The organism is Geothrix terrae (assembly GCF_022808775.1).
GTDB lineage: Bacteria > Acidobacteriota > Holophagae > Holophagales > Holophagaceae > Geothrix > Geothrix terrae.
Genome location: NZ_JAKZLA010000001.1, coordinates 493,370 through 519,862, shown reverse-complemented (window position 1 = coordinate 519,862; position 26,493 = coordinate 493,370). Strand labels below are relative to the sequence as shown.

The 26,493-nt window shown below is 68.7% G+C and carries 22 protein-coding genes and 1 other RNA gene; 16 read left to right on the top strand and 7 right to left on the bottom strand.

The window, feature by feature from the left end; translation table 11 throughout:
* The first annotated feature begins 90 nt into the window (after window positions 1-90).
* Window positions 91-762 (top strand): monofunctional biosynthetic peptidoglycan transglycosylase, encoded by a 672-nt coding sequence (gene mtgA / locus MLE42_RS02435; RefSeq protein WP_420843063.1) that lies wholly within the window; start codon window positions 91-93, stop codon window positions 760-762.
* Between the two features lie 60 nt (window positions 763-822).
* Here mtgA and MLE42_RS02430 read toward each other — a convergent pair whose 3' ends face one another.
* Window positions 823-3,873 (bottom strand): ligand-binding sensor domain-containing diguanylate cyclase, encoded by a 3,051-nt coding sequence (locus MLE42_RS02430; protein ID WP_243286279.1) that lies wholly within the window; start codon window positions 3,871-3,873, stop codon window positions 823-825.
* Between the two features lie 176 nt (window positions 3,874-4,049).
* On the opposite strand from MLE42_RS02430, the gene MLE42_RS02425 reads away from it, so the two are divergent.
* The 6 genes from MLE42_RS02425 to nudC all read left to right on the top strand — a co-directional run bounded on the left by MLE42_RS02425 (window position 4,050) and on the right by nudC (window position 7,918).
* Window positions 4,050-5,039, top strand: coding sequence for a malate dehydrogenase (locus MLE42_RS02425; protein WP_243286278.1), 990 nt, complete (start codon window positions 4,050-4,052; stop codon window positions 5,037-5,039).
* Window positions 5,040-5,155: 116 nt separating this feature from the next.
* Window positions 5,156-5,374 (top strand): hypothetical protein, encoded by a 219-nt coding sequence (locus MLE42_RS02420; RefSeq protein ID WP_243286277.1) that lies wholly within the window; start codon window positions 5,156-5,158, stop codon window positions 5,372-5,374.
* Between the two features lie 62 nt (window positions 5,375-5,436).
* Window positions 5,437-5,706, top strand: a complete 270-nt coding sequence (locus tag MLE42_RS02415; RefSeq protein ID WP_243286276.1) for a MoaD/ThiS family protein — start codon at window positions 5,437-5,439, stop codon at window positions 5,704-5,706.
* A gap of 1 nt (window position 5,707) precedes the next feature.
* The gene (locus MLE42_RS02410) at window positions 5,708-6,814 is read left to right on the top strand and encodes a WD40/YVTN/BNR-like repeat-containing protein (protein ID WP_243286275.1); all 1,107 of its coding nucleotides are present in this window, start codon (window positions 5,708-5,710) and stop codon (window positions 6,812-6,814) included.
* A 62-nt stretch (window positions 6,815-6,876) separates the two neighbouring features.
* Window positions 6,877-7,110 carry a hypothetical protein gene (locus tag MLE42_RS02405; protein WP_243286274.1) on the top strand — a complete coding sequence of 78 codons (234 nt, stop codon included), beginning with the start codon at window positions 6,877-6,879 and terminating at the stop codon, window positions 7,108-7,110.
* Between the two features lie 25 nt (window positions 7,111-7,135).
* Complete coding sequence (nudC, locus tag MLE42_RS02400; RefSeq protein ID WP_243286273.1) at window positions 7,136-7,918, top strand: NAD(+) diphosphatase; 783 nt, start codon at window positions 7,136-7,138, stop codon at window positions 7,916-7,918.
* Window positions 7,919-7,970: 52 nt separating this feature from the next.
* On the opposite strand, the gene MLE42_RS16325 is transcribed toward nudC, so the two are convergent.
* Both MLE42_RS16325 and MLE42_RS02395 read right to left on the bottom strand, forming a co-directional pair.
* Window positions 7,971-8,822 carry a DUF3800 domain-containing protein gene (locus tag MLE42_RS16325; RefSeq protein ID WP_420843056.1) on the bottom strand — a complete coding sequence of 284 codons (852 nt, stop codon included), beginning with the start codon at window positions 8,820-8,822 and terminating at the stop codon, window positions 7,971-7,973.
* Between the two features lie 9 nt (window positions 8,823-8,831).
* Window positions 8,832-12,236 (bottom strand): adenosylcobalamin-dependent ribonucleoside-diphosphate reductase, encoded by a 3,405-nt coding sequence (locus tag MLE42_RS02395; protein WP_243286272.1) that lies wholly within the window; start codon window positions 12,234-12,236, stop codon window positions 8,832-8,834.
* Between the two features lie 282 nt (window positions 12,237-12,518).
* Here MLE42_RS02395 and ffs point away from each other — a divergent pair.
* An RNA gene (ffs, locus tag MLE42_RS02390) (signal recognition particle sRNA small type) lies at window positions 12,519-12,614 on the top strand.
* Between the two features lie 224 nt (window positions 12,615-12,838).
* On the opposite strand, the gene MLE42_RS02385 is transcribed toward ffs, so the two are convergent.
* On the bottom strand, window positions 12,839-13,711 hold the full coding sequence (locus MLE42_RS02385; RefSeq protein ID WP_243286271.1) for a TIGR02757 family protein: 873 nt from the start codon (window positions 13,709-13,711) through the stop codon (window positions 12,839-12,841).
* 136 nt (window positions 13,712-13,847) lie between these two features.
* Here MLE42_RS02385 and MLE42_RS02380 point away from each other — a divergent pair, with 136 nt between their 5' ends.
* Entirely contained in the window at window positions 13,848-14,249 is a 402-nt protein-coding gene (locus MLE42_RS02380) for a hypothetical protein (RefSeq protein ID WP_243286270.1), read from the top strand.
* Window positions 14,250-14,276: 27 nt separating this feature from the next.
* Here MLE42_RS02380 and MLE42_RS02375 read toward each other — a convergent pair whose 3' ends face one another.
* Entirely contained in the window at window positions 14,277-14,798 is a 522-nt protein-coding gene (locus MLE42_RS02375; RefSeq protein ID WP_243286269.1) for a hypothetical protein, read from the bottom strand.
* A gap of 111 nt (window positions 14,799-14,909) precedes the next feature.
* On the opposite strand from MLE42_RS02375, the gene hemH reads away from it, so the two are divergent.
* From hemH to MLE42_RS02345, 6 genes are all read left to right on the top strand, one after another.
* Entirely contained in the window at window positions 14,910-15,857 is a 948-nt protein-coding gene (gene hemH, locus MLE42_RS02370) for a ferrochelatase (RefSeq protein ID WP_243286268.1), read from the top strand.
* Window positions 15,854-17,113 (top strand): protoporphyrinogen/coproporphyrinogen oxidase, encoded by a 1,260-nt coding sequence (locus MLE42_RS02365; RefSeq protein WP_243286267.1) that lies wholly within the window; start codon window positions 15,854-15,856, stop codon window positions 17,111-17,113. Before hemH ends, MLE42_RS02365 begins: the two co-directional genes overlap by 4 nt.
* 54 nt (window positions 17,114-17,167) lie before the next feature.
* Complete coding sequence (locus MLE42_RS02360; RefSeq protein WP_243286266.1) at window positions 17,168-18,031, top strand: DUF481 domain-containing protein; 864 nt, start codon at window positions 17,168-17,170, stop codon at window positions 18,029-18,031.
* A gap of 59 nt (window positions 18,032-18,090) precedes the next feature.
* Window positions 18,091-18,525: a DUF2914 domain-containing protein gene (locus MLE42_RS02355; protein ID WP_243286265.1), complete on the top strand. Its 435-nt coding sequence runs from the start codon at window positions 18,091-18,093 to the stop codon at window positions 18,523-18,525.
* A 119-nt stretch (window positions 18,526-18,644) separates the two neighbouring features.
* On the top strand, window positions 18,645-19,121 hold the full coding sequence (locus MLE42_RS02350; protein WP_420843062.1) for a DUF421 domain-containing protein: 477 nt from the start codon (window positions 18,645-18,647) through the stop codon (window positions 19,119-19,121).
* Between the two features lie 30 nt (window positions 19,122-19,151).
* Window positions 19,152-20,039, top strand: a complete 888-nt coding sequence (locus MLE42_RS02345; RefSeq protein ID WP_243286263.1) for an SPL family radical SAM protein — start codon at window positions 19,152-19,154, stop codon at window positions 20,037-20,039.
* A gap of 38 nt (window positions 20,040-20,077) precedes the next feature.
* Here the strand turns inward: MLE42_RS02345 and gltB are convergent, their stop codons facing one another.
* A complete protein-coding gene (gene gltB / locus MLE42_RS02340; protein WP_243286262.1) occupies window positions 20,078-24,475 on the bottom strand; it encodes a glutamate synthase large subunit in 4,398 nt (1,465 codons plus the stop codon).
* Between the two features lie 134 nt (window positions 24,476-24,609).
* Here gltB and dnaX point away from each other — a divergent pair, with 134 nt between their 5' ends.
* Window positions 24,610-26,244: a DNA polymerase III subunit gamma/tau gene (gene dnaX / locus MLE42_RS02335; protein WP_243286261.1), complete on the top strand. Its 1,635-nt coding sequence runs from the start codon at window positions 24,610-24,612 to the stop codon at window positions 26,242-26,244.
* Here the strand turns inward: dnaX and MLE42_RS02330 are convergent, their stop codons facing one another.
* Window positions 26,245-26,466 (bottom strand): MoaD/ThiS family protein, encoded by a 222-nt coding sequence (locus MLE42_RS02330; RefSeq protein WP_243286260.1) that lies wholly within the window; start codon window positions 26,464-26,466, stop codon window positions 26,245-26,247.
* Window positions 26,467-26,493: the final 27 nt, after the last annotated feature.

Here is a 26,493-nt window from a genome sequence, read left to right as displayed (position 1 = left end):
GATGCCACAGGGCGGCTGGGCTGGCATCCTGGAGAGATGGCGAAGAAGAAGCGCGGATGGGGCGGACGGACCCTGGTGGTCCTGGGCTGGATGATCGGCCTGTTCGTGGGGATCAGCGTGACGCTGGTGGCGGTATTCCGCTTCGTGCCCGTGCCCGTGTCGGCCCTCATGGTGCAGCGCCGGGTGGAATCCTGGTCCAGCGGCAAGCCCTACGTCTCGCGCCACCGCTGGGTGCCCCTGGAGGACATCTCGCCCAGCCTGGGCGCGGCGGTGATCGCCGCCGAGGACCAGAACTTCCCGGACCACTTCGGCTTCGACTGGGACGCCATCGAGAAGGCCATCCAGCACAACGAGCACAGCCGCAAGAAGCGTGGCGCCTCCACTGTGTCCCAGCAGACGGCCAAGAACCTCTTCCTCTGGAACAGCCGCTCCTGGACCCGGAAGGGCGCGGAAGCCTGGTTCACGCTGATGATCGAGCTGGGCTGGTCGAAGAAGCGGATCCTGGAGGTCTACCTGAACATCGTGGAGTTCGGGGATGGCGTCTACGGCGCCGAGGCCGCCGCCCGCACCTACTTCGGGAAGCCCGCCAAGCGCCTCACGCCCGGCGAGGCGGCCCTGCTGGCGGCCGTGCTGCCGAACCCCCGCAAGTTCCGCGCGAACGCCCCCAGCGACTACATCCGGGGCCGCCAGGCCTGGATCCTGAACCAGATGCGGCAGCTGGGCGGCGAGCAGATGGTGAAGGAAATGGAGGCGAAGCTGTAGTCCGCCCCGGATCATTCCTAGGGGGGCTTTCCCTGGGCGAGCCGAGGCGCCGGGCTGTCCTCAGTGCCAGACCAGATCCCCCTCGCGGGGGCTGTGGCGCAGCTCCACGGCACCGGCCTGGGCGCAGAGGGCGGGGCCCTGATCGAAGCGCTGGGCCAGGCCCTCCGGCAGGCCGGGATGCGCCGCGACGCCTACCCAGCCGTCCCGGCCGGAGCGCTTGGCGGCGTAGAGGCAGCGATCGGCCACGCGCACCTGGTCCTCCCAGGACGCGGCCTCGAGGTGGTCCGACTGGAAGGGGAAGAGCGAGAAGCCGATGGAGCAGGTGATCTGGATCGGTTGCGGCAGGCCCAGGTTGAAGGCGTGCTCCCGGATGGCCTGGTGGAGGCGCGCCACCACCGTGGCGGCGCCGTCGAGATCGGCGGTGTGGCCCACGAAGAGGATCTCCTCGCCGCCCCACCGGATGAGGAAGTCGGACTCGCGGGCCTCGTGGCGGAGGACGTCCGCCACCTGCTTCAGGGCCAGGTCGCCCGCGGCATGGCTCCAGGTGTCATTCACGCGCTTGAAGTGGTCAAGGTCGATCATGGCGAAGACGAGGCAAGTCTCGCCGGGACTGTGCTCCGCGGCCAGATGATCGCGCTGGGCGCGCAGGACGAGGGCGATGACCGGGGGCAGCTCCTCCTCCAGGTAGCGCCGGTTGCGCAGGCCCGTGAGGGGGTCCGTCGTGGAGATGGTGGCCAGGGCGAGGTTGCTCAGCTCCAGGGCTTCGGTGCGCTGGTAGACCAGAACCTTCAGCTCTTCGTTGCGCTTCTCCAGGAGGCGCAGCCGCCAGCGGAAAGCCATCAACCCGGCGCACACGGCCAGACCGCCCCAGACGGGCCAGGCCCACCAGCGCAGCCACCAGGGATGGAGCACCAGGAAGGTCACGGCGGCCACCGGCCCGGCCGTGCCGTCGTCCAGCAGGGCCCGGACTTCCAGCCGGTAAGGACCGGGCGGCAGGGCCTGGTAGCGGAGGTCCTGGGTGGGGATGTCCACCCAGCCCTCGTCGAGGCCGGTCAGGCGGGACTGGAAGCGGATCCGTCCTTCGTGTTCGAAGGTCAGGGAGGTGAAGTGGGCTGCCAGCGTGCGGTTCCCGTAGGGCACGGGCCCCAGGTCCACGGGGCCCGCGAAGGGGTGGTTCCATTGGCGGTCCCCCAGCCTGAAGGAGACGAAGAGGGTCGAAGGCGGGTTCTGGGCCTGGAACCGCCGCTCGGGGCTGTGATGGAGGAGCCCTGCCGTGGAGCCAAACCAGACACTTCCATCCGAGTCCACCCAGGTGGAGAAGGGATTGCAGTCCGTGCTCGTCAGGCCGTCTTCCCGCCTGAACAGGCGGTGCTCCGTCCCCTCCACCCACTGGACGCCCCGGGGACCACCCACCCACAGGCGGCCTGCGGCATCCGTCGCCAGGCTGTAGACCGAATCGCTGGCGAGGCCCTCCTTGCGGGTCCAGTGCCGCACCACCCTGGGCGCCTCGCCCCGGAGGTCCACGAGCGTGAGGCCCATGGGTTCCCGGTAGGCCACCCAGGCGGTTCCGTCGGGCAGAGGCGCCAGGGCCGCGAGGGGGGCTGGCCGGAGGCCGATGTCCCCCCCCCAGCTCCGCCAGGTGTCGCCGTCCCGGCGGGCCAGTCCCTGTCCCGTGGCCGCCCAGAGACGGCCCTGGGCGTCCTCGTGAAGGGCGGTGATGGCGTCCTCGGTGGCGGTTCCAGGGATCTCCACCCGGTGGAATTCGGGATGCCCGGCGGGATCCGAGACGCGCCACAGGCCGTCATGGCTGGTCCCCACCCACAGATCGCCGTGCCGATCGAAAGCCAGCGCCACGGGGAGCGCCGGAGCCTTCGAGGGAGGCAGCGGTATCCGCGTCAGCCGCGACCGGTCCGGGCTGATGCGGATCAGGAAGGGATGCTCGCCGCCCCCCCAGATGGAGCCATCCGGGCTTTCCCTGAGCGCATAGAGCACCAGCCCTGCCGCGGCGGGGATGGGTGCCGGGCCCTTGGCCTCCATGCGGGCGAGGCCGCCGCTGGTGTCGATCCAGAGCACGCCGGAGCGGTCCCGCAGCAGGCCCCAGATGTTGTCCGCCGGCAGGCCGTCCAGCCGCGTGAAGTTCTCCCAGGCGCCGTGGCCGAGGAGACGGTGCAGGCCCAGGCTGGCCACCCAGAGGTTGCCCGCGGAGTCGACGAAGGCCTGGTTGGCCCAGCCCGAGGGCAGCCCGCGGCTTTCGTCCAGGATCCTCCAGGAGCGGTCGGTGAAGTGGAGGAGGCCTTTGGCGGTGGGGACGAACACGCCGCCATCGCCGTCGGGGCAGAGGGACTCCTCGTAGAAGCTCACGCCCAGGGGCGGGAGGCCCAGGGCCGGAAGGGTCAGGCGCGCGGCCTTGGGGGCCAGCACCCGCAGCTGGCTGGGCGTCCGCACCCAGAGGGTGCCCGAGCGGGTCTTCACCAGGGCCTTCACCGGTTCGGCGGGCACCCCTTCGCGGGCCGCCCAGGTCTGCCAAGTGCCATCCCCGCCGCGCTGGTGGAGGACGGATGATCCACCCACCCAGAGGGTCTCGCCGTCCAGGCCCAGCGAATAGGCCGGGCCGCCCGGCCAGCCCGCGGCCGGTTTGAAGTGGGGCCCGCCATCCTCGCTCTGGAACAGGCCCGATTCCGCGGCGACCCAGACGCCGCCCTGGGTGTCGCGCAGGATCTGATGGATCTGTGCCCTGGCCAGAGGATCCGCGGAATCGAGGGTCTGGATCTTGTCCTGGCGCAGCAGGCAGAGGCCTGCGCGGGTGCCGATCCAGAGGCTGCCGTCCTCGTTGGGGCCGAACGCGCGGACCCAGGCCGAGGGCAGGCCTTCGGGGAGGCTCCACAAGCGGAAACCTGCCCCATCGAAGCGGTAGGCGCCGCCTTCGGTCCCCACCCACAGGAAGCCCTCCGCGTCCTGGGCGATGGTGCTGAGGCTCGTGTGTTCCAGGCCCTCCGCCGGGCCATAGCTGCGGAAGACCATGCGCCCGGAGACGGGAAGGCCTGCAGCCGGAGCGCCCAGCGCGAGGCTGGCGAGCAGGAGGAGGCGGGCGAGGTGGAGTAGGAGGCGCATGGACCGGTCAGATTCCATCCTATCGGATGATGGACGCCGGATCTTTCCTATTGGTGGGATGACCGAATCTTTCCATGGGACTGACCAGTGGGAGGATCTAGATCACGGATTCCCGACCTGCCGGTTTTCAGTGTCAGCGCGAGGTATAGAATAATCCATCTCCCAGGAGGAATCCCATGAAGCCCCCCGTTCGCGTGGCCGTCACCGGCGCAGCCGGCCAGATCGGATACAGCATCCTCTTCCGCATCGCCAGTGGCGCGATGCTGGGCGAGGACCAGCCGGTGATCCTGCAGCTCCTGGAGATCACCCCGGCCCTGAAGGCGCTGAACGGCGTGGTGATGGAACTCAAGGATTGCGCCTTCCCCCTGCTGGCGGGCGTCGTCACCTCCGATGATCCCAAGGTCGCCTTCAAGGATGCGGATTACGCGCTGCTCGTGGGCGCCCTGCCGCGCAAGGCCGGCATGGAGCGCAGCGACCTGCTGAACGCCAACGGCGGCATCTTCAAGCCCCAGGGCGAGGCCCTGAGCGAAGTGGCCAGCCGCAACGTGAAGGTGCTGGTGGTGGGCAACCCCGCCAACACCAACGCCCTGATCGCGCTCTCCAACGCGCCCAAGCTCAAGCCCAGCCAGTTCCACGCCATGGTGCGCCTGGACCACAACCGCGCCATCTCCCAGCTGGCCGAGAAGACCGGCAAGCCCGTCACCGCCATCCAGAAGATGACCATCTGGGGCAACCACAGCACCACCCAGTTCCCCGACCTCTACCACGCAACCGTGGACGGCAAGAACGCCTACGACCTGGTCAATGACCACGAGTGGTACGAGAAGACCTTCATCCCCACCGTCGCCAAGCGCGGCGCCGCCATCATCGAGGCCCGCGGCCTCAGCAGCGCCGCCAGCGCCGCCAGCGCCGCCATCGCCCACATGCGCTCCTGGGCGCTGGGCACCCCCGAGGGCGACTGGACCAGCATGGCCTTCCCCTCCGACGGCAGCTACGGCGTGCCCCAGGGCCTGGTCTACGGCTACCCCGTCACCGTGAAGAACGGCCAGGTGGAGATCGTGAAGGGTCTGGAGATCAACGCCTTCAGCCGCGCCAAGATGGACGCCACCGCCAAGGAGCTCGAAGAGGAGCGCCAGGCTGTGAAGGATCTGGGCCTGGTCAAGTAGGAATCCCCTTCAGGGGGAAACCAAGTGAAAGCGCAGGGGGAGCGATCCCACTGCGCTTTTTTACAATGGCAGACCGATGCCTGGAACCTATGCTTGGTTTGAGCCGGAGGTGGACCATGATCGAACAGGTCGAACGGCGCAAGAAGCCCTGGAGCCGGATTGTCGGAGTGGAGCGGCGGGCGGCGCCGCTGCACGATCTGGCCGGACATCCCCTGCCGGATCCCACGCGGCTGGAGGACGAGGAATTCGTGGCCGCCCAAGCCGAACTCGATGCGGCCAGGAAGAAGGCCGCCAGGAAAGGCGAACCGAAGGATGATCCGGACTGGTTCGACTAGTTCTTTCGTGTCTTGACAGGTAGAAATCCCTGGAGGACAGTGGCCGGGCCTCCAGGATCCGCATGGCCCACGTCGCCTTCACCCGCAACCTCCAGCGCCACGTGGCCTGCCCGCCCTGCGCGGTGGCGGGCGGCACGGTGCGGGAGAGCCTGGAGGCGGCGTTCATCCTGTACCCGAGGCTGCGGGGCTACGTGCTGGATGAGCATGGCGCCCTGAGGTTCCACATGGCCGTCTTCGTGGACGGCGTGCCCATCGCGGATCGCCGGGGGCTCAGCGATCCCGTGTCCACAACCAGCGAGATCTACGTCATGCAGGCCCTTTCCGGAGGCTGAGATGGACCAGTTGCTGATTTCCACCCGCAAGGGGCTCTTCTCCGCCCGCCGTACCAAGCGTGGTGTCTGGGACCTGGAGTCCGTGTCCTTCCTGGGCGACAACGTCTCGCTGGCCATGCAGGACCCCCGCGATGGCGCCTGGTACGCCGCCCTGGACCACGGCCACTTCGGGGCCAAGCTGCACCGCTCGAAGGACCGCGGCGCCACCTGGGAGGAGCTCGGCGTGCCCGCCTATCCCACCCCTCCCGAGGGCCACGTGGAGAAGGACTTCCTGGGCCGGGAGATCCCCTGGCGCCTCATCCGCTTCTGGTGCCTCACGCCGGGACTGGCCTCGCAACCGGGGCTGCTCTGGGCGGGCACGCTGCCGGGCGGCCTCTTCTGGAGCGAGGACTCCGGCGCCACCTGGCACCTGGTGGAATCGCTCTGGCACATGCCGGAGCGCCGCAAGTGGGCCGGTGGGGGCGCCGACTCGCCCGGCATCCACTCCATCTGCGTGGACCCCCGGGACGGGAACCGCGTGGTGGTGGCCGTCTCCAGCGGCGGCGTGTGGCACACGAAGGACCTGGGGAAGACTTGGACAGCCCACACCAAGGGCATGCGCGCCGACTACGCGCCCCCCGAGCTGGTGGAGGCGCCGGAATCCCAGGACCCCCATCGCATGGTGCAGTGCCCCGGCGCGCCGAACGTCTGGTGGGTCCAGCACCACAACGGCATCTTCCGCAGCACCGATGACGCCATGACCTGGACCGAGATCAAGGATGTGAAGCCCTCGGTCTTCGGCTTCCCCGTGGTGGTGCACCCGAAGGATCCCGACACGGCCTGGTTCGTGCCCGCCATCAAGGACGAGCGCCGCATTCCCGTGGAGGGCCGGGTGGTGGTGAACCGCACTCGCGACGGGGGGCGCACCTTCGAGACGCTGGGTCGCGGCCTGCCCGAGTCATGGGCCTACGACCTGGTCTACCGCCATGGGCTGGATCTCGACGACAGCGGCGAGCGCCTGGCCTTCGGCTCCACCACGGGCTCCGTGTGGATCAGCGAGAACGCCGGCGACGACTGGATCACCCTCGCGGAGCATCTGCCGCCGGTGCATGCGGTACTGTTTGTGTAGCGGCCGGGTACCATGGACCTCCGGCGCGGCGCATCCGCCGCCCGTCGCTTCCTGGAGCATCCGTGACCCGTTTCGCCCGCACCCTGGCCGCCCTGATGTTCGGCGGCACCCTGCTGATGGCGCAGCTCCCGAATCCCCTGGGCCTGCCGGATCCCCTGGGCCTCTCCAAGAGCCCCGCGCCGAGCCGGGACGGCCGCCGCGCCGAGCGGAAGCCCAGCCGGGAGCGTGGCCACGGCAAGCACAAGGGCCAGGAGAAGCGTGAGGGCCGGGAGCGCAAGGGGCATGACCGGCACTAGAGATTGGCCGAGGAGGAGAGACGGCGTGAGTGAACGGCGGATCATCTTCCAGGGCAACCGCCTCTGGCTCGCGCCAGAGGCGGTCCTTCCGGAGGTCGAGGCGGAGCTTCGGCTGCGCCTGCCCGAGGGCCACCTGGCGCTGAAGGTGGCCGAGGACCACCCGCTGCCCGAGGGCGTGGAAGCCCTTGGCCTGCGCGACGCCTTCCCCCGCATGGACCCGGAGGACTGGACCCGGGCGGGCCGCGCTTACCAGTGGCTGGAGTGGGCGGCCGGCCACCGCTTCTGCGGGAGCTGCGCCACGGCCCTGGAGCCTTGCGAAGGGCCCGAGGCAGGGCATGGTCGCCGTTGCCCGGCTTGCGGCCGCACGGTGTTCCCCTCCAATGCCACGGCCATCATCGTGCTCATCCAGCGCGGGGCAGGGGCGGAGCGCGAGCTGGCCCTGGCACGCTCGCCCCACTTCAAGCCCGGCGTGTACAGCGCCATCGCGGGCTTCACCGAGCCCGGGGAATCCCTGGAGCAGGCCGTCCACCGGGAGGTGGCCGAGGAGCTGGGCATCCGCGTCCACCGCCTGCGCTACTTCGGCAGCCAGCCCTGGCCCTTCCCCAACGGCCTCATGGTGGCCTTCCTGGCGGACCACCTCGACGGTGACCTGCGGCCCGATCCCACCGAACTGGAGGACGCCCGCTGGTTCCGCCTCGACGCGCTCCCCGACCTGCCCGCCCCCCTCAGCATCGCGAGGTGGATGCTGGATGCGGCCGTGGCGGGCAAGGCAGATCAGCCACGGATGAACACGGCTTCACACGGATGAAGACGGAAGGGCGGGATCGCTCCCGCCCTTCCGTCTTCATCCGTAGATGCAATTAGGCGATCTCAGCTGGTCGTTGATTTGGGTCCGCATAATACAGTTGAAATGGTGAGGGTAGTTGTATCTGTGTTTTGTTGGCGATATAGAAGGAATCACCACATAGCCAATGATAAAGATTGGTGAATTTTGAAGGATGAATTTTTAGCCCTACTCCGCCTATTTGATCATGAATTGGGTGGCGGAGTAACATTGGGACAATGAATTTAAATAGCTGAGGTGAAAATCTAGATTCTCCACATATTCGAGCGCAAGAACAACTTGTAATAACATCTGCTAATTGAAGCAATCTGAAGGTCTTTGAGTCACTAGTAATGACATTACTAGATAATTTTTTAAATTTCAAAACTTTGGTTCCATCTCTTAACAAGGATTTAATACGTTTCGTCAAGATTCGAGCATTTCTTCCATTACCGCTTGGATTGTCAATTATAATTTGGCATAGATGGTTATTTCTACGGCAGTGAAGGTCGGCTCGCTCTAGAAGCAGATCAACAGCATCATCTTGAGGGCTTGTTTGGCAATTGGCACGGCAGTAGTTGGCGGTGCAATCCTCCGCTACTACAACCGCCCTTACGTCATGCATGGTAGCCAGAAGTAGCACTCTTCTGAAGAATGCATCACGGCGAGATCCTGTTAAGTTCGATATCATCCAATGTTTACGGCTTGGGGACCACTTGAATTCTTCCCCAGGTGGGAATCCGAACTGTTCGCAAAGAGTATCGAGTTGATGTTCTAAGGTGACTTTTATCTCGTTAGAAACGATTGCCCCACCGAGAGAAAACATGGGCCCCAAACCCACCCTAGTCGGATGGTCTTGCGACGAGTCATCCACGTAGAGCGAATACATATGGCTCTGCTAGCTGCATCCCGTCGTCGCGCCGCAGGTCTGGCACTTCATGCAGGCGCCGTTCCGGACGAGGGTGAGGTGGCCGCACTCGGGGCAGGGGTCGCCGGTGTAACCCTTCTCGCGGGCGGCCTGCGCCGCGGAGACGGCCGCGCGGGCGCCCACCAGGACGGGCTGGAGAACGGGCTGCACGGGGGCAGGGGCGGTGGCCGGCGTCGCGCCCGTGGCCTCGGCCTCGGGGAAGGGCAGGGGCGTGCCCGTGGGCAGGCTGGGCAGGGCGCCGGCCAGGCCGGGCGCCTGGCTGCCGGGGCGCAGGCCCGTGGCGGCGTTCACGATCTGCTCGGGCTCCACGTGGGCCAGGTCGTAGCGGCCCAGGTAGCTGATGGCCAGCTCGCGGAACACGAAGTCGATGATGCTGGTGCTCATCTTGATCGTGTCGCTGCCCATGACCATGCCGCCGGGCTCGAAGCGGGTGAACAGGAAGGCGTCGCAGAACTCTTCCAGGGGCACGCCGTGCTGGAGGCCCATGCTCACGGCGATGGCGAAGCAGTTGAGCACGGCGCGGAAGGCGGCGCCCTCCTTGTGGATGTCGAGGAAGATCTCGCCGAGGCTGCCGTCCTCGTATTCGCCGGTGCGGAGGTAGAGCTTGGTGCCGCCCACGGTGGCGGCCTGGGTGTAGCCGCCCCGGCGGTTGGGCATGCGGCGCCGGTAGGTGCGCACCAGCTGCTGCGTGAGGGCCTGGGCGACCGCGGGGGCCTTCTCGGTGGCGGTGGCGGACTCGTCCAGCAGCGTGTCGGCGCCGTCCAGCAGGTCGAGGTTGGTGGCCATGGCCTGGCTCATCTTGGAGCCATCGCGGTAGAGCGCCACGGCCTTGAGCATGAGCTGCCAGCTGGCCTCGTAGATCTTCCCGATCTCAGGCACGGTGGCCTCGGCGGGCAGGTTGATGGTCTTGCTGATGGCGCCGCTGAGGAAGGGCTGGGCGGCGCCCATCATCCGCAGGTGGCCCATGGGCGCGATGTAGCGGCGGCCCGTGCGGCCGCAGCGGTTGGCGCAGTCGAAGATGGGCAGGTGCTCGTCCTTGAGGTGGGGCGCGCCCTCCACGGTCATGGTGCCGGCCAGGGCCAGCAGGAAGGCGTCCACCTGCTCGGCGCTGAAGTCCTTCTTCAGGCGTTCGACGTCGATGGCGTAGGCAGGGTCGAAGGCCGTGGGGAGCTTCTGCTCCACGGCGGCGATCTCCTCCTCGGCCCAGCCGGCGCCCTTCAGCATGGAGCGGGTGATGCCGGGGGTCTCGTCGGTGATCTGGAGCCAGCCCACCACGTGGCGCTCGATCTCCTGGATCTGGGCGGGCGCGTAGCCCAGGCGGGCCAGGGCCTCGGGGATGGCGCGGTTCACCAGCTTAAAGTAGCCGCCGCCGGCCAGCTTCTTGAACTTCACCAGGGCGAAGTCGGGCTCGACGCCGGTGGTGTCGCAGTCCATGAGCAGGCCGATGGTGCCCGTGGGCGCCAGCACCGTCACCTGGGCGTTGCGGTAGCCCCACTGTTCGCCGTAGGCGAGGGCGGTGTCCCAGCTCTCGCGGGCGGCCTCGACGAGGCTCTTGGGCACGCCGGTGCCGGTGAGGCCCTGGGGCCGGATGGAGAGCTGCTCGTATTCCGAGGCCGGGGCGTTGTAGGCGGCGCGGCGGTGGTTGCGGATGACGCGCAGCATGTGCGGGGCGTTCTTCTCGTAGCTGGGGAAGGGGCCCAGCTCCCGGGCCATCTCCGCGCTGGCGGCGTAGGCGTCGCCCGTGAGGATGGCCGTCAGGGCCGCGCACCACTGGGTGCCCTCGGCGCTGTCGTAGGGAATGCCCATGCGCATGAGCATGGCGCCCAGGTTGGCGTAGCCGAGGCCCAGGGTGCGGAAGTCGTAGCTGCGCTGGGCGATGGCCTCGCTGGGGAACTGGGCCATGAGCACGCTGATCTCGAGCACCACGGTCCAGAGGCGGATGGCGTGGCGGTAGCCCACCAGGTCGAAGCCGCCATCGTCCGTGAGGAAGGTGCACAGGTTCAGGGAGGCCAGGTTGCAGGCGGTGTCGTCCAGGAACATGTACTCGGAGCAGGGGTTGCTCGCGTTGATGGGCCCGTCCTCGGGGCAGGTGTGCCAGTCGTTGATGGTGGTGTTGAACTGGATGCCGGGGTCGGCGCAGGCCCAGGCGGCCTTGTTCACCTTCTCCCAGAGGTCCCGGGCCCGGAGCTTCTTGCTGGTCTTGCCGTCGATGCGGCGCTTCAGCTCCCAGTCGCCGTCGACCTCCATGGCGCGCATGAAGGCGTCGGGCACGCGGACCGAGTTGTTGGAGTTCATGCCGCCCACGGTGTAGTAGGCGTCGCCGTCCCAGGAGGTGTCATAGCCCTTGAGGTCGCGGTCGAAGTCGCCCTCGGCCAGGCGGCCCAGGCACTGGGTGAGGAAGGCCGGCGGCACGCCCTCCCGCTTGGCGCGGGCCAGGGCCTTGCGCAGAGCCTCGTTGGTCTTGGGATCGGCATCCTTGCTGGTGGAGCCCTCCACGGACAGGCAGAGGGCATCCCAGTGGCGGCGCACGACGGCGCTGCCGGCGGCCAGCATGGCGACCTTGCGCTCCTCGGTCACCTTCCAGTCGATGAAGGCCTCGATGTCGGGGTGGTCCAGGTCGAGGCAGACCATCTTGGCGGCGCGCCGGGTGGTGCCGCCGCTCTTGATGGCGCCGGCGGCGCGGTCGCCCACGGCCAGGAAGCTCATGAGGCCCGAGCTTCGGCCGCCGCCGGAGAGGGGCTCCTCGGAGCCGCGGACCTTGGAGAAGTTGGTGCCGGTGCCGGAGCCGTACTTGAAGATGCGGGCCTCGCGGGTCCACAGGTCCATGATGCCGCCCTCGTTCACGAGGTCGTCGGCCACGCTCTGGATGAAGCAGGCATGGGGCTGGGGGCGCTCGTAGGCCGAGGTGGAGCGGGTCATCTCGCCGGTCCGCGGGTCCACATAGCTGTGGCCCTGGGCCGGGCCCGAGATGCCGTAGGCGAAGTGCAGGCCCGTGTTGAACCACTGGGGGGAGTTGGGGGCGCACATCTGGTCCGCGAGCATGTAGGTCAGCTCGTCGTAGAAGGCCTGGGCGTCATCGGCGGAATCGAAGTAGCCGTGGGTCTCGCCCCAGTGGCGCCAGCAGCCCGCCAACCGGTGGAAGACCTGGCGCGCATCCTTCTCTCCGCCGTTCTGGGCGTCGATGCCCTTCCGGCGGAAGTACTTCTGAGCCAGGATGTCCACGGCCACCTGGGACCAGGCCTCCGGAACCATCACGTCCTTGGCTTCGAAGACCACGGTGCCGTCGAGCTTGGAGATCCGGCTGGTCCGGGGGACGAAGCGGAAGCCTTCCAGGGGGTCGTGGCCAGCCTTGGTGAAATGGCGGGAGATCTTCATGGTCGGTCCTGGGGGTCGGGGTGGGGGGGACGGGTCGAGGAGAAGGCTTTCCCGGAGGCGCGCAAAGCCATCCCCTGTTCCGGGGCGCTTTGGGGGGTGACCTCTATGGGTTGTGCCGGGAGAAAAGGATGGCCCCAACATGTGGGGGTGTCAAGGGCGCCCCACCGGATTTTTCCAGCAATTAAAAAAGCCCATGAAATCCGTCACTTCGAGAACCGGTGCGCCTCCGCGACGGTCCCTTTCCCTGGCGCGATCTCCCCCTTCCGGACTACCCTGTACCCAAGCCGGGCCCCATGCATCGGGGTGCGATGAACCGGGTCAGGTCGGAAGAAGCAGCCCTAAGTCGTTCCCCCGAGTGCCGTGGCAAGCCCGGCCCTTTTGCGCCTGCGCAGAAGGGCCGGGCTTGCCGTCCGTTCGCACGGCGCCTGCGGCTTGCGCTCACGGGTCGGCACTGGCCTACGCTTCCAGTGGGTCCCCGCTCCGCAGAGCCCCCCGGGCTTTGCTCCGCGACCCACTTAGATCGCGCACATGGCCCGCCCGGCCCTCGATTCCAACGATCGCAAGATGACTGGAATACGGACCCTGGACTTGATTTGCTTTTCCTATCTTGGACTCCGCGCGGCGGATTCCAAGCCGGCGCGACACACGGTGTACAGCGGACACTTCGCGCACGTGCTCCGGTGACGCACCCCAGGGCAATCGCCCAGGATGCCGAGATGGCTGAGCGCGAAGTCGTAGCGGAGGGGATCGACGGGATCCAGGCGGCGCAGGGCCTCGGTGATCTCCCGCGCCATCTTGCCGTCGGGGGTGGCGCGGCGGGTGAGACCGATGAACCGCGAGACGCGGGCCACGTGGGTATCCAGGGGGATCACCAGCTGACGGGCCGGATAGCGGTTCCAGAGGCCGAGGTCGGGCCAGCCCGGGCGGACCATCCAGCGCAGGAACATGCGCCAGCGCTTGCAGGCGGCGCCTTCCAGGGGGTCGGGCAGGGAGAACCGGGATCCGTAGGAATCCGGCAGCTCGTTCCGGAGGCGCTGCACCAGCCCGGAGAGGGCGATATCGGGATCTTGGGTGGGCTGGGGCTGGAGGTGGGCCTCCAGGCCGCTCCCGCTCTCCGCATCCAGCCGTTTCCAGGCCAGCAGCCAGGCCGCGAGATCGTCGGCCGTATGGAACCGCCAGGCCCAACCGGCCAGCGCGCGGCTCAGGCTCCGCCTGAGCTCCGCCTCGGTCCGCTCGCGGAGCCAGGCGGCCGGTGCGCGGCCAAGGGGCGCCAACGCGGCCCGCACGGCCCGGATCATGGGATCGACCCGGCCATAGGCGAGATGGGCCGCCACGAACGCGGCCACCTCCCTGTCCAGCGGCGCGTCATAAGCCAATGCCACGGAGAGGGGATCCCTGGCCAGGGCCCCGGCCGTGTCGTATCGGTCGCACAGACCATCCAGGCGGGCTTTCAGGGTGGAGCGCGAGGTTCCCATCCCGTCCAGTGTCCCAGCAGGCGGGCGTCGGCGGCAAAAAACCGCACCTCGTGTCTAAAATCACTATGTAAGCAAATGCGTTGCCGTTATTCTGATCAACGGTGGCCCGTGGCCCCATTGGGAGAAGCAACCGCACATGATGAACCTGCGTGGCCTTGGAAACCTGGCGAAAATCCTCGAAGAAGCAGCAAAGCCCGATTCCGTATTGCGTGAAGACCGCGAGAAGCCCAAGCCCAAGGTTCTCAAGAAGGGGGAGAAGGCCGCGAACACTCGGACCATCGATCCCAAGCGGAAGGTCTGGTACGAGAAGCGCCTGAAGGAGATCACGGCGAAGGCCGCCGCTCCTGAAGCCCCCGCCGCCGGTCCGGTAAGCGCCCCCGCGGTCCCCGCCGCCCCGGCCCTGGCCAAGAGTGTGGCCTCCAAGGTGGGCGGCTCCCTGCTGCAGACCCTGGCTGCCGCCAAGGATGCCAAGCCCAAGACCGACGGGCCCAAGCGCTCTGAAGCCTGGCGCCGCAAGCCGGGCGAATCGATCTTCTAGCCGCCCGCCGGCAGCTGCCGGTTTGACTCAGGCCTCGGCGGAAACCGGGGCCTGAACCTTGTACTTACGGCCAATCCACGTGGTGGAGAGGGGACGCTCGAACCGGCCGTGCCGCAGATCTCCGAGGGTCAGCAGGGCCAGATCCAGGATCGGCGTGGTGGCGCCCAGCGTGCCATCCGCAAGGCGGGACTCGAGTTCTGGGCGGGTGAAGGCCCGCAGGGCCCCGGACAGGCGGGCCACCACCACCTGCGGATCGAGGAGCCCGAGACCCAGGCGCCCGGCCGTCTGCCCGACGCTCCGGAGCATGCCGTCGATGGCGCAGCCCGAGGGATTCGAAGCCAGGGTGGGCTCCGCGATGGCCAGGATGCGATCCTCCAGCAGGGTCCAGGTCCCCTGGTACTGGACGCCCTTGTGGCGCCAGCGGCCCATGAGCGCGTCCAGATCCGGGGCCAGGAGCGCCGCGTCCACCGGCCGGTCGAAGGCCACGAGCCAGAGCCGGGCCTCATCGGGCAAGGCGGCGAAGGCGGACAGAGAGGCGGGGGTGGCCATGGCGGACTCCAGTGTCAGGACAGTTTATGGGATGTCGGTCATTCCGGCGTCATGCCGAGTCCGGGTTTCCGTGACGAAAGTTCCGCCATGTCTCGCGTAAGGTGGAAGGTGATGCGAGATACGGCGATCCTGCTCCTGAACCTCGGCGGTCCAGTGAACCTGGACCAGGTTGAACCCTTCCTCGCGGCCTTGTTCGGCGACCGGGACCTGATCCGGCTGCCCGGGCCCGCCTGGCTCCAGGGCCCCTTGTCGCGGCTCATCGCCCGACTCCGGGCGCCCGGCGCGAAGGTCCGTTACGGGCAGATCGGGGGCGGCTCACCGCTGCTTCGGGAGAGCGCCCTCCAGGCCGCGGAGCTGCGGGCCGCCCTCCGCGCCGCCGGCCGTCCCGAGCTGGTGAAGCTGTGCTTCCGCTATGCCGCCCCCCGGGCCGAGGGCCTGCTGAAGGCCCTGAAGCGCGACGGCGTCCGCAAGCTGGTGCCCGTGACCCTGTATCCCCACGACTGCCGCGCCACCACGGGTTCCAGTCTGCGCGAACTGGTCGTCGAGGCCGCGAAGGCGGGGATCGAGATCCTGCCGGGGATTGAGCACTACGCCACGGACCCCGACTACCTGGACGCTCTGGAACGGCCCCTGCGCGCGGCGCTGAAAGACCTGCCCGAGGCCACGGTGATCTTCAGCGCCCACAGCCTGCCCGTGCGCCAGATCGAGGCCGGGGATCCCTACGAGAAGGAGATCACGGCCACCCGCGAGGCCCTGATCGCGCGCATCGGACCCGTTCCCGGCGGCTACCTCCAGGCCTATCAGAGCCGCACGGGCCCTGTGCGTTGGCTGGAGCCGCCCCTGAAGTCGGTGCTGGAATCCATGGGCGGCAAGGACGTGATCGTCGTGCCCATGAGCTTCGTGAGCGAGCACATCGAGACCCTGCACGAGCTCGATATCGAATACCGCCACGTGGCCGACCAGGCGGGCATCCGCACCTACCGCCGCGTGCCCACGCCGGGCACCGACCCGGCCTACATCCGCTGCCTGACGCGGCGTGTCCTGGAGATCCTCCCATGAGCACCCTCATTCTCGGCGGCGGCGTGACGGGCCTGGCCGCGGCTTGGCACCTGCAGCGGAAGGGCGAATCCGTCGAAGTGTGGGAAGCCGCGGCCTCCGTGGGCGGCTGGATGAAGACCCTGCCCTGGGAAGGCGGCCACTTCGAGACGGGCCCCCAGGGCGTGCTCTGGCAAAAGGGGACCGCGGTGGACCGCCTCTTCAGCGCCATCGAGCTGCCCTTCAAGTCACCCGGGACCGGCGCCCGCTGGGTGGGGAAGGGCGGACGCCTGATCCCCGTTCCCGCTTCGCCCGTGGGCCTGATGACCTCGCCGCTGATGTCTGTCGGCGCCAAGCTCCGGATGATGCTGGAGCCCTTCCAGCCGGTGCGTCCGGCCGAGCCCGAGGAGGGCCTGTCGGCCTTCATCGAGCGCCGTCTGGGCAAGGGCGTGGCCACGGAGCTGCTGCCGTCCATGATCGCTGGCGTCCTGGCGGCCCCGGCGGAGGTCCTCTCCGTGGACGCCATCCCCAAGCTGCGTCAGTGGGAAGCCACGGGCAGCCTGGTGAACGGGATCCGCAAGGGCGGCGTGAGCCACATGGTGGTGCCTGAGGGCGGCATGGGGCAGCTGCCCATCCGTCTGGCTTCGAAGCTCGGCGCCGTGCGCGCGGGCCTGCGGGCCGAGCGCCTGGAGGCCCTGCCGGATGGCCGCTGGCGCGTGAGCGGCGGGGGCGAGGTGCGCGAGGCGGATCGCGTGGTGCTGGCGCTGCCCGCCTACGAGGCGGCGACCCTCCTCGGGCCCGTGGCGCCGAAGAGTGCCGAAGCCCTGGCGGCCATCCCTTACACCTCCGTGGACCTCTGGCACAGCCGCCACACCCCGCTGCCCGCTCTGAAGGACAGCTTCGGCTTCCTCATCCATCCCCCGGAAGGGCGGGGCTACCTGGGTTCCCTGGTGCCCTCCTGGATGGATCCCCAGAGCGCGCCGGAGGGCGCCATGCAGCTCCGCAGCTTCATTGGCGGGGCCTTCGGCAAGCCGGCGGACCTGGAGGCCTGGGAGGGCGTGTACGCCCGCCTCAAGCACTGGGTCCCCGCCCTCAGCGACCCTGCGGCCGTGCGCCACGAGCGCGCCGAGCGGGCCATCCCACGCCCCGAGCTGGGCCACCGCGCCCGGGTGAAGACCGCCCTGGAAGGCCTGCCCGCTGGCGTGGACTGGCTGAGCAACGCCCGCTTCGGGCCGGGGGTGCGGGACATCCTGGAAGGTCTGGAGACCTGGGTCTCCTGAGACTGCTTTCGACACGAGGCTGCTAGCATGGCCGGGAATTTCCAGGAGCCGGCCATGAAGACGGGCCTTTTCCTGTTGGCCATTCCGCTGGCCCTACTGTCACTGGCCGCCCAGGAGGCGGCAGCTCCCAAGCGGCCCTGGTCGGACAAGGCGGCCCTGAGCTACGTGGCCGTGGGCGGGAACGCCTCCAGCCAGAGCCTGGGCTTCACCAACGAGTTCAAATACACCTGGGTTGATGCGACCTTCGCCTTCAACGTGGGGGGCGTGCGGGTGGCCACCACCACCATCGACCGCAGCGCCCTGGGATCGAGCTTGGCCACGGCCACGGTCCAGGAGACCCGCACCACCAAGACCAGCACGGAGACCTACTACGCGAACCTCCGCTACGACCACAACATCACCGAGCGCCTCCTGTGGTTCGGTGCCGCCGGATGGGAGCGCAACCTCCCCGCGGGACTGGAAGCACGCTACATGGGGCTGGCGGGCCTGGGGTACTGGTGGATCAAGGAGGATCGCACCAAGTTCTTCACGGATGCCGGCGTGGGCTATACCAAGGAGACGCCGGTGTTCCGGCCCGTGGGCACGGAGGACGGGTTCGCCACCTTCCGGCTGGGCGCCAAATTCGAAAAGAAGATCTTCGCCACCTCCGCCTTCACCTCGGAGTTGAACCTCTCCGACAGCTTCAAGGACACCCAGAACTACCTGGCGGTATGGCGGAACGGCTTCACCACGAACCTGTCCTCGCGGCTGGCCCTGAAGGTCGGCTACGACGTGACCTACAAGAACAAGCCCGCTTCCGTAGGAGTGGACGTCGTGCAGACGCCCGTCGCCACGCCCCCCGTGATCCTGGGCCAGGTGCCCTTCCAGTTGAAGAAGACCGACACCGTGTTCACCACCTCCCTGGTGATCAGCTTCTGATCCTGGTGACACCCGGCGCCGGCAGGCGCAGAATGGGGCCACCTTTTCAGGAGTCTCCCATGCGCAAGAACCTGTTCCTTCCCATCCTTGCCTCTGCGGCCCTCTTCGCCCAGGCGCCGGCGCCCAAGGCTGAACCCAAGCCCGCGGCGATGGCGGAGGCCAAGGCGGAAACCAAGGCCAGCGCCGAAGTCAAGGTCGGCACCGGCGTGGAGAAGATGGAGATCCAGGGCGAGTCCACCTCGTTCAAGGTGCCCGCCGGCACGAAGATCTATGCCTGGACGAAGGTCGCCGGCGCCGCCGACAGCACGGTCACGGTGGTGTTCAGCAAGGGCGAGCGCACCTCGAAGCAGGAGCTGAAGGTGCCCCGCTCGCCCTATCGCACCAACGCCTATCGCACGTTCCGGGCCGGCGATGCGGGCGATTGGACGGTGAAGGTGCTGGGCGCGGACGGGGCGGAACTGGGCAAGGCGGATTTCTCCGTCGAGATCCAGTAGGAAGCCAGCCTCGATCCTGATGTCCGACGAGGGCGGTGCCGCGGCCGGCACCGCCCCTTCGTGTGGGAGGGCCCATGCCCGTCGCCGCGCTCATCGACGCCCTGCCTGTGGGCTCTTCCATGTGGCGCCTCGCGCAGCCTTGGTGGGAATTCGTCCTCCGGGCCCTGCTGGTCTACGGGTTCTTGATGGTGATGCTGCGCCTCACGGGCAAGCGCCAGGTGGGCCAGCTGGCCCCCTTCGACTTCGTGATGCTGCTGGTCCTGAGCAACGCCGTCCAGAACAGCATGAACGCCGGCGACAACACGGTGTCGGCGGGCTTCATCCTGGTGGGCACCCTCCTGGTGCTGAACGCCCTGATGGCATGGTTCACATGGCGCAGCAAGCGGGCGGAGACCTTTCTGGAAGGGAGGCCCCAGATCCTCGTGCATCATGGCGTCCCGGACGAGGCCATGCTCGCCGCCGAGCGGATCACCCACCATGAGCTCATGGCGGCGGTCCGGCAGGCGGGCGTGGCGGATCTCGCGGACGTGCGAGTGGCCATCCTCGAGACCAACGGCCGCATCAATGTGATCCCCAAACCGCCAGCCACCCCTTGACTCGACGAATAAAAAGCGAAAACTGAAGGCATGACGCCGCTGCCGCTGCCTTCGGAATCGCCCTCCCTCTTCCAGGGCCTGCTGGTGGAGCCTGAAGAAGCGCGGTCCATCCTGCGACCCCAGAAGGACGAGCGCTACGGTTTCGGGTTCGCCCTCAGCCCCTACCGCGGCTGCAGCCACGGGTGCCGCTACTGCTATGTCCGCGAATACCCCAACGCCCTTCACCGGCCCGAGGACTGGGGCAACTGGGTGACGCCCAAGCTGAACGCGCCGGAGCTGCTCTGGTCCCAGCGGCACCGGCTGCATGGCGAGCGGGTCTTCATGGCCTCGGCCACGGATCCCTATCAGCCGCTGGAACGGCAGTACCGCCTCAGTCGCCGCTGCCTGGAGGTGCTGCTGCTCTGCCCCACCACCGACGTGATCGTCCACACCCGGTCGCCCCTGGTGCTCCAGGATCTCGACCTGCTGCGGGCCTTTGGCGATCGGCTGACCGTGGGCCTGTCCATTCCCACGGATGACGACACCGTGCGACAGGCGGTGGAACCCCACGCTCCCGCCATCCCCAGCCGGTGGGCCGCCGTCGAGCGCCTGGCCGCCGCGGGTATCGGGGTGACCGTGGCCGTGGCCCCCCTCATGGCTGTGCATGACGCCCAGGCCTTCGCCCGGCGGGCCAAGGCCAGCGGAGCTTCCGGCGCCTGGGTCGGCGGCCTCCGGCTCCTGAAGCAGGATCCTTTCTACAAGGTGCTGGCGGACCATGGCTGGCTGAAGGTGTTGGATCCCGCCTATGCGGAAGGCATCCGGGAGGCCTTCCGGGCCGCGTTTCCGGCGCGGCGGCGCGTTCGCGAGCGGCCCGTGAAGCCTGCGCCGCCTCCACCGCCACCCATCCGCCAGCCCGGCCTGTTCGACCGGGTGGGGTAGGGCGGGCGGAGGGGGAACCTCCGTTCCAAGGCGGCTCTCTAGAGAACCTGGGCCTGGGGACTGGCGACCTTCGCCACAGCCACGGGCACGAAGGGTGCGAAGGCGGCGAGGGCTGCGGGCCAGTCTTCCAGCAGGGCCGTGGCGGTGCGGCTCCCGGTTCCAGCGGCGTGGGCCTCGAGGAGGTCGCGGAAGAGGGCCCCCTCTTCGGGCCGCCAGGAGATCGGGGCGAGGTAGTCGCGGTTCACCTGGTCGCCGCGCTCCCGCCGAAGGAACAGGCAGCCGCCGGTCATGCCGGCACCGGCGTTGGTGAGGACGGGGCCGAGGATGGCCACGGCTCCGCGGGTCATGTACTCGCAGGCGTGGTGGCCCGCGCCTTCGACCACGGCCGAGGCGCCGCTGTTGCGGACTGCGAAACGGTCGCCGGCCAGGCCGAGCACCAGCAGCGTTCCGCCCGTGGCGCCGTACAGGGCGCCGTTGCCCACGATGGCGTTCGTCTCGGGGGTATAGGAGGCTTCCGGATGAGGCACGAGGATGACCCGGCCGCCGGACATGGACTTGCAGACGGAGTCGTTGGCCTCGCCCTGCAGGCGGACGTCGAGCCCCTCGGTGAGGAAGGCGCCGAACCCCTGGCCCGCGCTGCCGATGAAGTCGAGCCGCAGCTGGCCGGGAACCGTGGGATCCTCGCCCCGCCGGCGCCGCTCACGCACCTGGCGGGCGATGGCTCCGGCCAGGGTGGCCAGGATGCCCCGATCGCCGGTGGTGATGGCGTAGCTGTGGTGATGGCCCCCCCCTCCTGCGAGGAAGGCCTCCGCATCCGCCAAGATCTGCTGGTTCAGCGGGGCGACCCCCTCCTGGTTGAAGGGGATCGGCGAGGCTCCGTTCGTCGCGGGGCGGGGCTCCAGGAAGCCCGACAGGTCCAGCTTTCGATCCCTGACGAAGGTCGCGTGCTCGGGGGACACCTGGAACAGCTCCACACGGTCCTGCAGCTCGGAAAGGGAGCTGATGCCCAGGGAGGCGAGGTGGCGGCGCGCATCCTCCGCCAGGTGGACGAGCATGCGCTGGACCGCCTCGGGGCTTCCCGTGTAGCGGGCCTTGAACTTCGGATCGTGGGTGGCGATGCCCGCGGGGCAGGTGTTCTTCTCGCAGATGCGGGCCATCATGCAGCCCTCGGCCACGAGCAGGAGCTTGCCGAACTCGAATCCCTCGGCGCCCAGGATGGCCGCGGTCACCAGGTCCTTGCCCGTGAGGAGGCCGCCATCCACGCGCAGCTCCACCTGGCCTCGGAGCTGGTTCTCCCGCAGGGCCTGGTGGGCTTCGATGAGACCGAACTCCCAGGGGAGGCCCGCATGCTTCATGGAGCCCAGCGTGGCGGCGCCCGTGCCGCCGTCGCCGCCGGCGATGTAGATGATGTCCGCCCCGGCCTTGGCGACGCCCACGGCGATGGTGCCGATGCCCGTGCCGGACACCAGCTTCACGCTGATCTTCGCGCCGGGGTGGACCTGCCGCAGCTCATGGATGAGCTCCTTGAGATCCTCGATGCTGTAGATGTCGTGGAGAGGCGGCGGGGAGATCAGGTCCACGTCCGGCAGGGAGAACCGCGCCTTCGCGATGGTGGCGTCCACCTTCACGCGCATGAGCTGGCCGCCCTCGCCGGGCTTGGCGCCCTGGGCCACCTTGATCTGGATCTCCTCCCCGGAGATGAGGTACTCCGCCGTGACGCCGAAGCGGGCCGAGGCCACCTGCTTGGTGGAGGCGGTGATACCGTCCGTCCAGTAGAAGGGGTTCTCGCCGCCTTCGCCGCTGTTGCTGCGGCCGCCCACGGCCTCCATGGCCAGGATCAGGTCGCGCTGGCTCTCCGCGCTGACGGCCCCGAAGGACATGGCGCCGGCGCCGAAGCGGTGCAGGATGGCCGACACGTCCTCCACGGCCTCCATGGGCAGGGGCGTCGCGGCGGTCCGGAAGGCCAGCAGGTGGCGCGGGTTGATGGGCTCGTCGTCCTTCAGCGAGGCCAGGTATTCCTGGTACAAGGCCCTCGCTTCCTCCGAGCCCGGTTCCAGTTTCACCAGGCGGTGGAGTAGCCGGGCCCGCGCAGAGGTCATGCCGTGGTGCTCGCCTTCACTGGGCCGGGGCGATTCACGGAACTGGTGGGTGTGGAGCAGGCGGTCCATGAAGCCGGCCTGGGCCGCCAGGCTGGTCTTCCGAAGCACGTCGCCGGCCAGCTCTTCATAGCCGATGCCGCCCAGCGGGCTCGCGTGGCCCGGGAAGAAGGTCTCCATCAGCTCGGGCCCCAGACCGATGGCGGTGAAGAGCTTGGCGCTCATGTAGCTCTGCACCACCGAGATCCCGCTCTTGGCCATGATCTTCAGGAGGCCCGATTCCAGGGCTCCGACGAAATGCTTCTCGCGCTGGTCCGGCGTCAGGCTCCCGAAGCTGGGGTGCTGGTCCTGGCGGGCGATCTCCAGGGCCAGGTACGGGCAGACCGCCGAGGCGCCGAAACTGATGAGGGCCGCCAGATGGTGGGAGGTGCGGGCCTCGCCGGTGTGCATGACGATGGAGGCGTTGAGGCGCAGTCCCGATTCGTTGAGGGTGTGCACGACGGCCCGCAGGGCGATGAGGCCCGGGATGGGCGGCCGCTCGACGCTGGCTTCCCGGTCGCTGAGGATGATGACGCTGGTGCCCTGCTCGACGGCCTTCCGCACGTCCGCGGCCAGCTGCTCGACGGCCGCATGGAAGCCGGCCACGCCGTCCTCCCTCCGGAAGACCATGGGGAAGGTGCGGGGGATGATGTGGGATTCCGAGGGTCGCAGGCTCTGCATCCGCTCCAGGAAGCGCATCTGCCCCAGGTCGAGGATGGGCCGTGGCAGCTCCAGCGCCTCGTTCAGGGGCACCAGGTCCTTGGGGAAGAAGATGTTCGGCGCCCGGCCGAGGAACACCCGGAGGTCGGTGATATTGCCCTCCCGGATGTAGTCCAAGGGCGGGTTCGTGACCTGCGCGAAGTGCTGATAGAAGTAGTCGAAGAAGGGACGGGGCTCGGAGGAGAAGACGTTGGGCCGGGCGGTGTCACCCATGGAGCCGATGGCCTCCTTGCCGGTGACGGCCATGGGGTACAGGATCTTCTCCAGTTCCTCGCGGGAACAGGTGAAGAGGGTCTTCTTGAAGGCGCTGACAGGGCCGGCCGCATCGGTCCCCGGGAGCGATCCGATGGGCCGGGTGCGGGCGTCGAAGGTGGCGTCCCGGTGCTCGCGGGAGCGGCCCGGGTCGCGGAAGTGGACTCTGCCGCTGGCCAGGTCGAGAGACACGCCGGTGCCCGCGTAGAGGATGCCCTTGCGGCGGATGGCGGCCTCGTCCACGGGGAAGGAGCCGGCCTCGGAGGCCAGGTAGAAGCGGTCATCGGTCATGGCCCACCGGGCCGGGCGGAAGCCGTTGCGGTCCAACCGCGCCCCCACGCTGCTCCCGTCGGAGAAGACCAGGAAGGCCGGGCCGTCCCAGGGCTCCATGGCGCGGCTCCAGAAGGTGTAGAAGGCGCTCTGCCCCTCGGCGGGAGGCATCATGATCGCGAGGATGTCCTCCATGTGCGGGATGCTGCTGCGGTAGTGCAGGGCCTCGGCGATCTCGTTGAGGCTGCCGGAATCGCTGATGGAGCCGTGGGTCACGAGCTGGTCGGCCTTGAGGCCGATGGACATCTCGCGCGAGATGGCCCGGGACCGGTTGCCCGCGATGGTGTTGATCTCGCCGTTGTGGGCGATGAGGCGGAAGGGCTGGGCCTTGTCCCAGGACGTCCGGGTGTTGGTGCTGAACCGCCGGTGGATCATGGCGAAGCGCGTGGTGAATCGCGGGTCGCGCAGGTCGAGGTAGAAGCGGTCCAGGTCCGCGGCCCGGGTCAGGGCCTTGTAGACGATGGTGCGTGCCGACAGGGAGGCGAAGAAGAACTCGTTCTGGATGCCCTGCTCGACGAGCTTGGTCCGGAGCACCTGCTTGGCCGAATAGAGCAGCTTGTCGAAGGAGGCGTCCGTCCGGCACTGCACCGGACGGCGGAGGACGGCCTGGCGCATGGAGGGCATGGAGCGCCGGGCCTCCTCGCCGAGGACGGAGGGATCCACGGGGAGTTCGCGATAGGCCAGGACATCCAGGTCGAAGAAGGCGAGGGTGGATTCGAAGATCTCCATGGACCGGCGCAGGCGATCCGGATCCTGGGGCATGAAGAGGCTGGCCACGGCGATGTCGCCGGGCTGGTGGCCCAGCATCTCGAAGGGGATGTCGGCCATGACGCCGGCCCCGTCGCTGCTGACCTGGTCCGCCGCGCAGCCGCCGCGATGCTCCACGCACTTCAGCGCGTGGAGGGCGTCCTCCAGGATGTCGCGGCTGGCCGTGCCGGTCCGGCTGGCGATGAAGCCAACCCCGCATGCGCTGTGCTCGGATCGCGATCCCTCAAGCATCGTCTTTTCCTTTCGGGATCAAGCCATCCTAACGAGAATCAGAGCCCCTGTGCCTTTGAAACGCCGTATGGAGTTATCAGGCGCGCTTATAGCCCCTGACGGTCCCCTGGACCTTGTGGGAGACTGGACGTCCCATGACCACCCTCGCCCTCAAGTACCGCCCGCGCCTGCTCTCCGACCTGGTGGGGCAGGAGGGGAGCGTGAAGGCGCTCGCCAACGCCCTCAAGCGGGCGAAGGAGAGCGGGCGCATCCATCAGGCCTACCTCTTCGCAGGGGTCCGGGGCACGGGCAAGACGAGCACGGCCCGGATCCTCGCCAGGGCCCTGAACTGCGTGGAAGGCCCCACCGCCACCCCCTGCGGCGTCTGCGACCCCTGCCGGGCCGCGGAGCAGCCGGACCAGAACCTGGACATCGTCGAGATCGACGCTGCCAGCCGGGCCTCCGTAGCCGACGCGCGGGCCCTCCGGGAGCAGGTGCAGACCCGCCCCGCCTTCTGCCGCTACCGGGTCTACATCATCGACGAAGTCCACATGCTCAGCACCGAGGCCTTCAATGCCCTGCTGAAGGTCATCGAGGAGCCGCCGCCCCACGCCATCTTCGTGCTGGCCACCACCGAGCTGCAGGACGTGCCGGACACCATCAAGAGCCGGGTCCAGATCTTCCCCTTCCGGCTCATTCCCGTGGGTCTCATCGAGGGCCGCCTGCGCCTCGTCTGCGAGCAGGAGGGCGTCGAGGCCGAGGGGAACAGCTTGCGCCTGGTGGCCGAGGCGGGGCAGGGCTCCATGCGCGACGCGCTCACCATCCTCGACCGGGTCATCGCCGCCGGGGACGGGAAGGTGCTGGAGGAGTCCGTCCGCGAGCAGTTGGGCATCGTCAGCGCCCACCTGGTGCAGGGCGTGATGTCGGCCCTGGCCATCGGCGACACGGCGGCCCTGGTGGAAGCCTGCCGCGAGCTGAACGAGCAGGGCGCGGACTGGGCCACGTTCTGGCGCGAGCTGGTGCTGGCTTTCCGGGATCGCCTGGAGCAGGAGGCCCGGGCCGCCCGGGGCCCCCAGGACCTGCTGCGCTGGGCCCGCATGCTCCAGCTGCTGCTGAGCCGGGAACGGGATCTGCGGGACAGCAGCCTGCCGCGTGTAGTGGTGGAGCTGGCCCTGGTGACCGCGGCCCAGCTGCCCCACCTGGCGCCCCTCGATGCCCTCGTGTCGGGTGCTCAGGCCCGCCCGTCGACCCCAGCGGCCGGGCCGCCGCCGGTCCCTTCCAAGGGTCCCCAGGCCGCGCCGGCGCCTGAGGGGCCCCGCAGGCCCACGCCGGCCTCCCCGCAGGTCCCTGCCTCCGCGCGCGTCCACGCCGCGCCCCCGGTCCCAGCCTCGGCCCCGGCCCCAATCTCGGCTCCGGGTCCGTCCGCCCCGCCCCAGCTGCGCATGGCCTGCAGCGAGGCGCTGCGGGGATTGCCCGGGCTGCGCTCCCTCGGCACCGCCCCCCAGATGGCCACGGACCTGCGCTGGGAGCCGCCGGTGCTGCGCTTCCGCTTTCCCGGCAACGTGCGGCAGACCCTTCAGGACCTGGAGCGCGAACGGGCGAATCCCCATGTGCTCGCCGCGCTGGCGGCCGTGCTTCCGGGGCTGCGGGAGCTGGAGATCCGCTTCGACGAGGAACCGGCGGAAGCCCAGCCCGAGCGGCCTGAGGACCGCCTGCGGCGCGAGCCCGGCTTCCAGGATCTGCTGCGCCTCAGTGGCGGCGAAGTGCTGGAGATCCGACGCGAGGGGTGATCAGCCGCCTGACACGGGAGGCATGAGGGCCACCTCGTCGCCGTCCGCCAGGACGGTGTTCCGGTCCGCGAAGCTCTGGTTCACCGCCAGGAGGGCATCCTTGGGCAGGGCCGCGAAGCGCGGGTCCGCCAGCAGGTCGCCCAGGGTGGGCGCGGCGGGCAGGCCGAGGTCGCTGAAGCCCAGCAGGGCGCGGTACCGGGCGAAGCACTTCACCGTGATCATGGAGCCTCCACCTCCACGCTAGCGCCT

Excerpts from the sequence above, each read along its gene's own strand:
- dnaX (WP_243286261.1), top strand. The coding sequence starts at position 24,610 with ATGACCACCCTCGCCCTCAAGTACCGCCCGCGCCTGCTCTCCGACCTG.
- MLE42_RS02410 (WP_243286275.1), top strand. The coding sequence starts at position 5,708 with ATGGACCAGTTGCTGATTTCCACCCGCAAGGGGCTCTTCTCCGCCCGC.
- MLE42_RS02430 (WP_243286279.1), bottom strand. The coding sequence starts at position 3,873 with ATGCGCCTCCTACTCCACCTCGCCCGCCTCCTCCTGCTCGCCAGCCTC.
- MLE42_RS02345 (WP_243286263.1), top strand. The coding sequence starts at position 19,152 with ATGACGCCGCTGCCGCTGCCTTCGGAATCGCCCTCCCTCTTCCAGGGC.
- MLE42_RS16325 (WP_420843056.1), bottom strand. The coding sequence starts at position 8,822 with ATGTATTCGCTCTACGTGGATGACTCGTCGCAAGACCATCCGACTAGG.
- MLE42_RS02385 (WP_243286271.1), bottom strand. The coding sequence starts at position 13,711 with ATGGGAACCTCGCGCTCCACCCTGAAAGCCCGCCTGGATGGTCTGTGC.
- gltB (WP_243286262.1), bottom strand. The coding sequence starts at position 24,475 with ATGCTTGAGGGATCGCGATCCGAGCACAGCGCATGCGGGGTTGGCTTC.
- hemH (WP_243286268.1), top strand. The coding sequence starts at position 14,910 with ATGCGAGATACGGCGATCCTGCTCCTGAACCTCGGCGGTCCAGTGAAC.
- MLE42_RS02420 (WP_243286277.1), top strand. The coding sequence starts at position 5,156 with ATGATCGAACAGGTCGAACGGCGCAAGAAGCCCTGGAGCCGGATTGTC.
- MLE42_RS02350 (WP_420843062.1), top strand. The coding sequence starts at position 18,645 with ATGTGGCGCCTCGCGCAGCCTTGGTGGGAATTCGTCCTCCGGGCCCTG.
- MLE42_RS02395 (WP_243286272.1), bottom strand. The coding sequence starts at position 12,236 with ATGAAGATCTCCCGCCATTTCACCAAGGCTGGCCACGACCCCCTGGAA.
- MLE42_RS02415 (WP_243286276.1), top strand. The coding sequence starts at position 5,437 with ATGGCCCACGTCGCCTTCACCCGCAACCTCCAGCGCCACGTGGCCTGC.
- MLE42_RS02360 (WP_243286266.1), top strand. The coding sequence starts at position 17,168 with ATGAAGACGGGCCTTTTCCTGTTGGCCATTCCGCTGGCCCTACTGTCA.
- MLE42_RS02330 (WP_243286260.1), bottom strand. The coding sequence starts at position 26,466 with ATGATCACGGTGAAGTGCTTCGCCCGGTACCGCGCCCTGCTGGGCTTC.
- MLE42_RS02380 (WP_243286270.1), top strand. The coding sequence starts at position 13,848 with ATGATGAACCTGCGTGGCCTTGGAAACCTGGCGAAAATCCTCGAAGAA.
- MLE42_RS02365 (WP_243286267.1), top strand. The coding sequence starts at position 15,854 with ATGAGCACCCTCATTCTCGGCGGCGGCGTGACGGGCCTGGCCGCGGCT.
- mtgA (WP_420843063.1), top strand. The coding sequence starts at position 91 with ATGATCGGCCTGTTCGTGGGGATCAGCGTGACGCTGGTGGCGGTATTC.
- MLE42_RS02425 (WP_243286278.1), top strand. The coding sequence starts at position 4,050 with ATGAAGCCCCCCGTTCGCGTGGCCGTCACCGGCGCAGCCGGCCAGATC.
- MLE42_RS02355 (WP_243286265.1), top strand. The coding sequence starts at position 18,091 with ATGCGCAAGAACCTGTTCCTTCCCATCCTTGCCTCTGCGGCCCTCTTC.
- MLE42_RS02375 (WP_243286269.1), bottom strand. The coding sequence starts at position 14,798 with ATGGCCACCCCCGCCTCTCTGTCCGCCTTCGCCGCCTTGCCCGATGAG.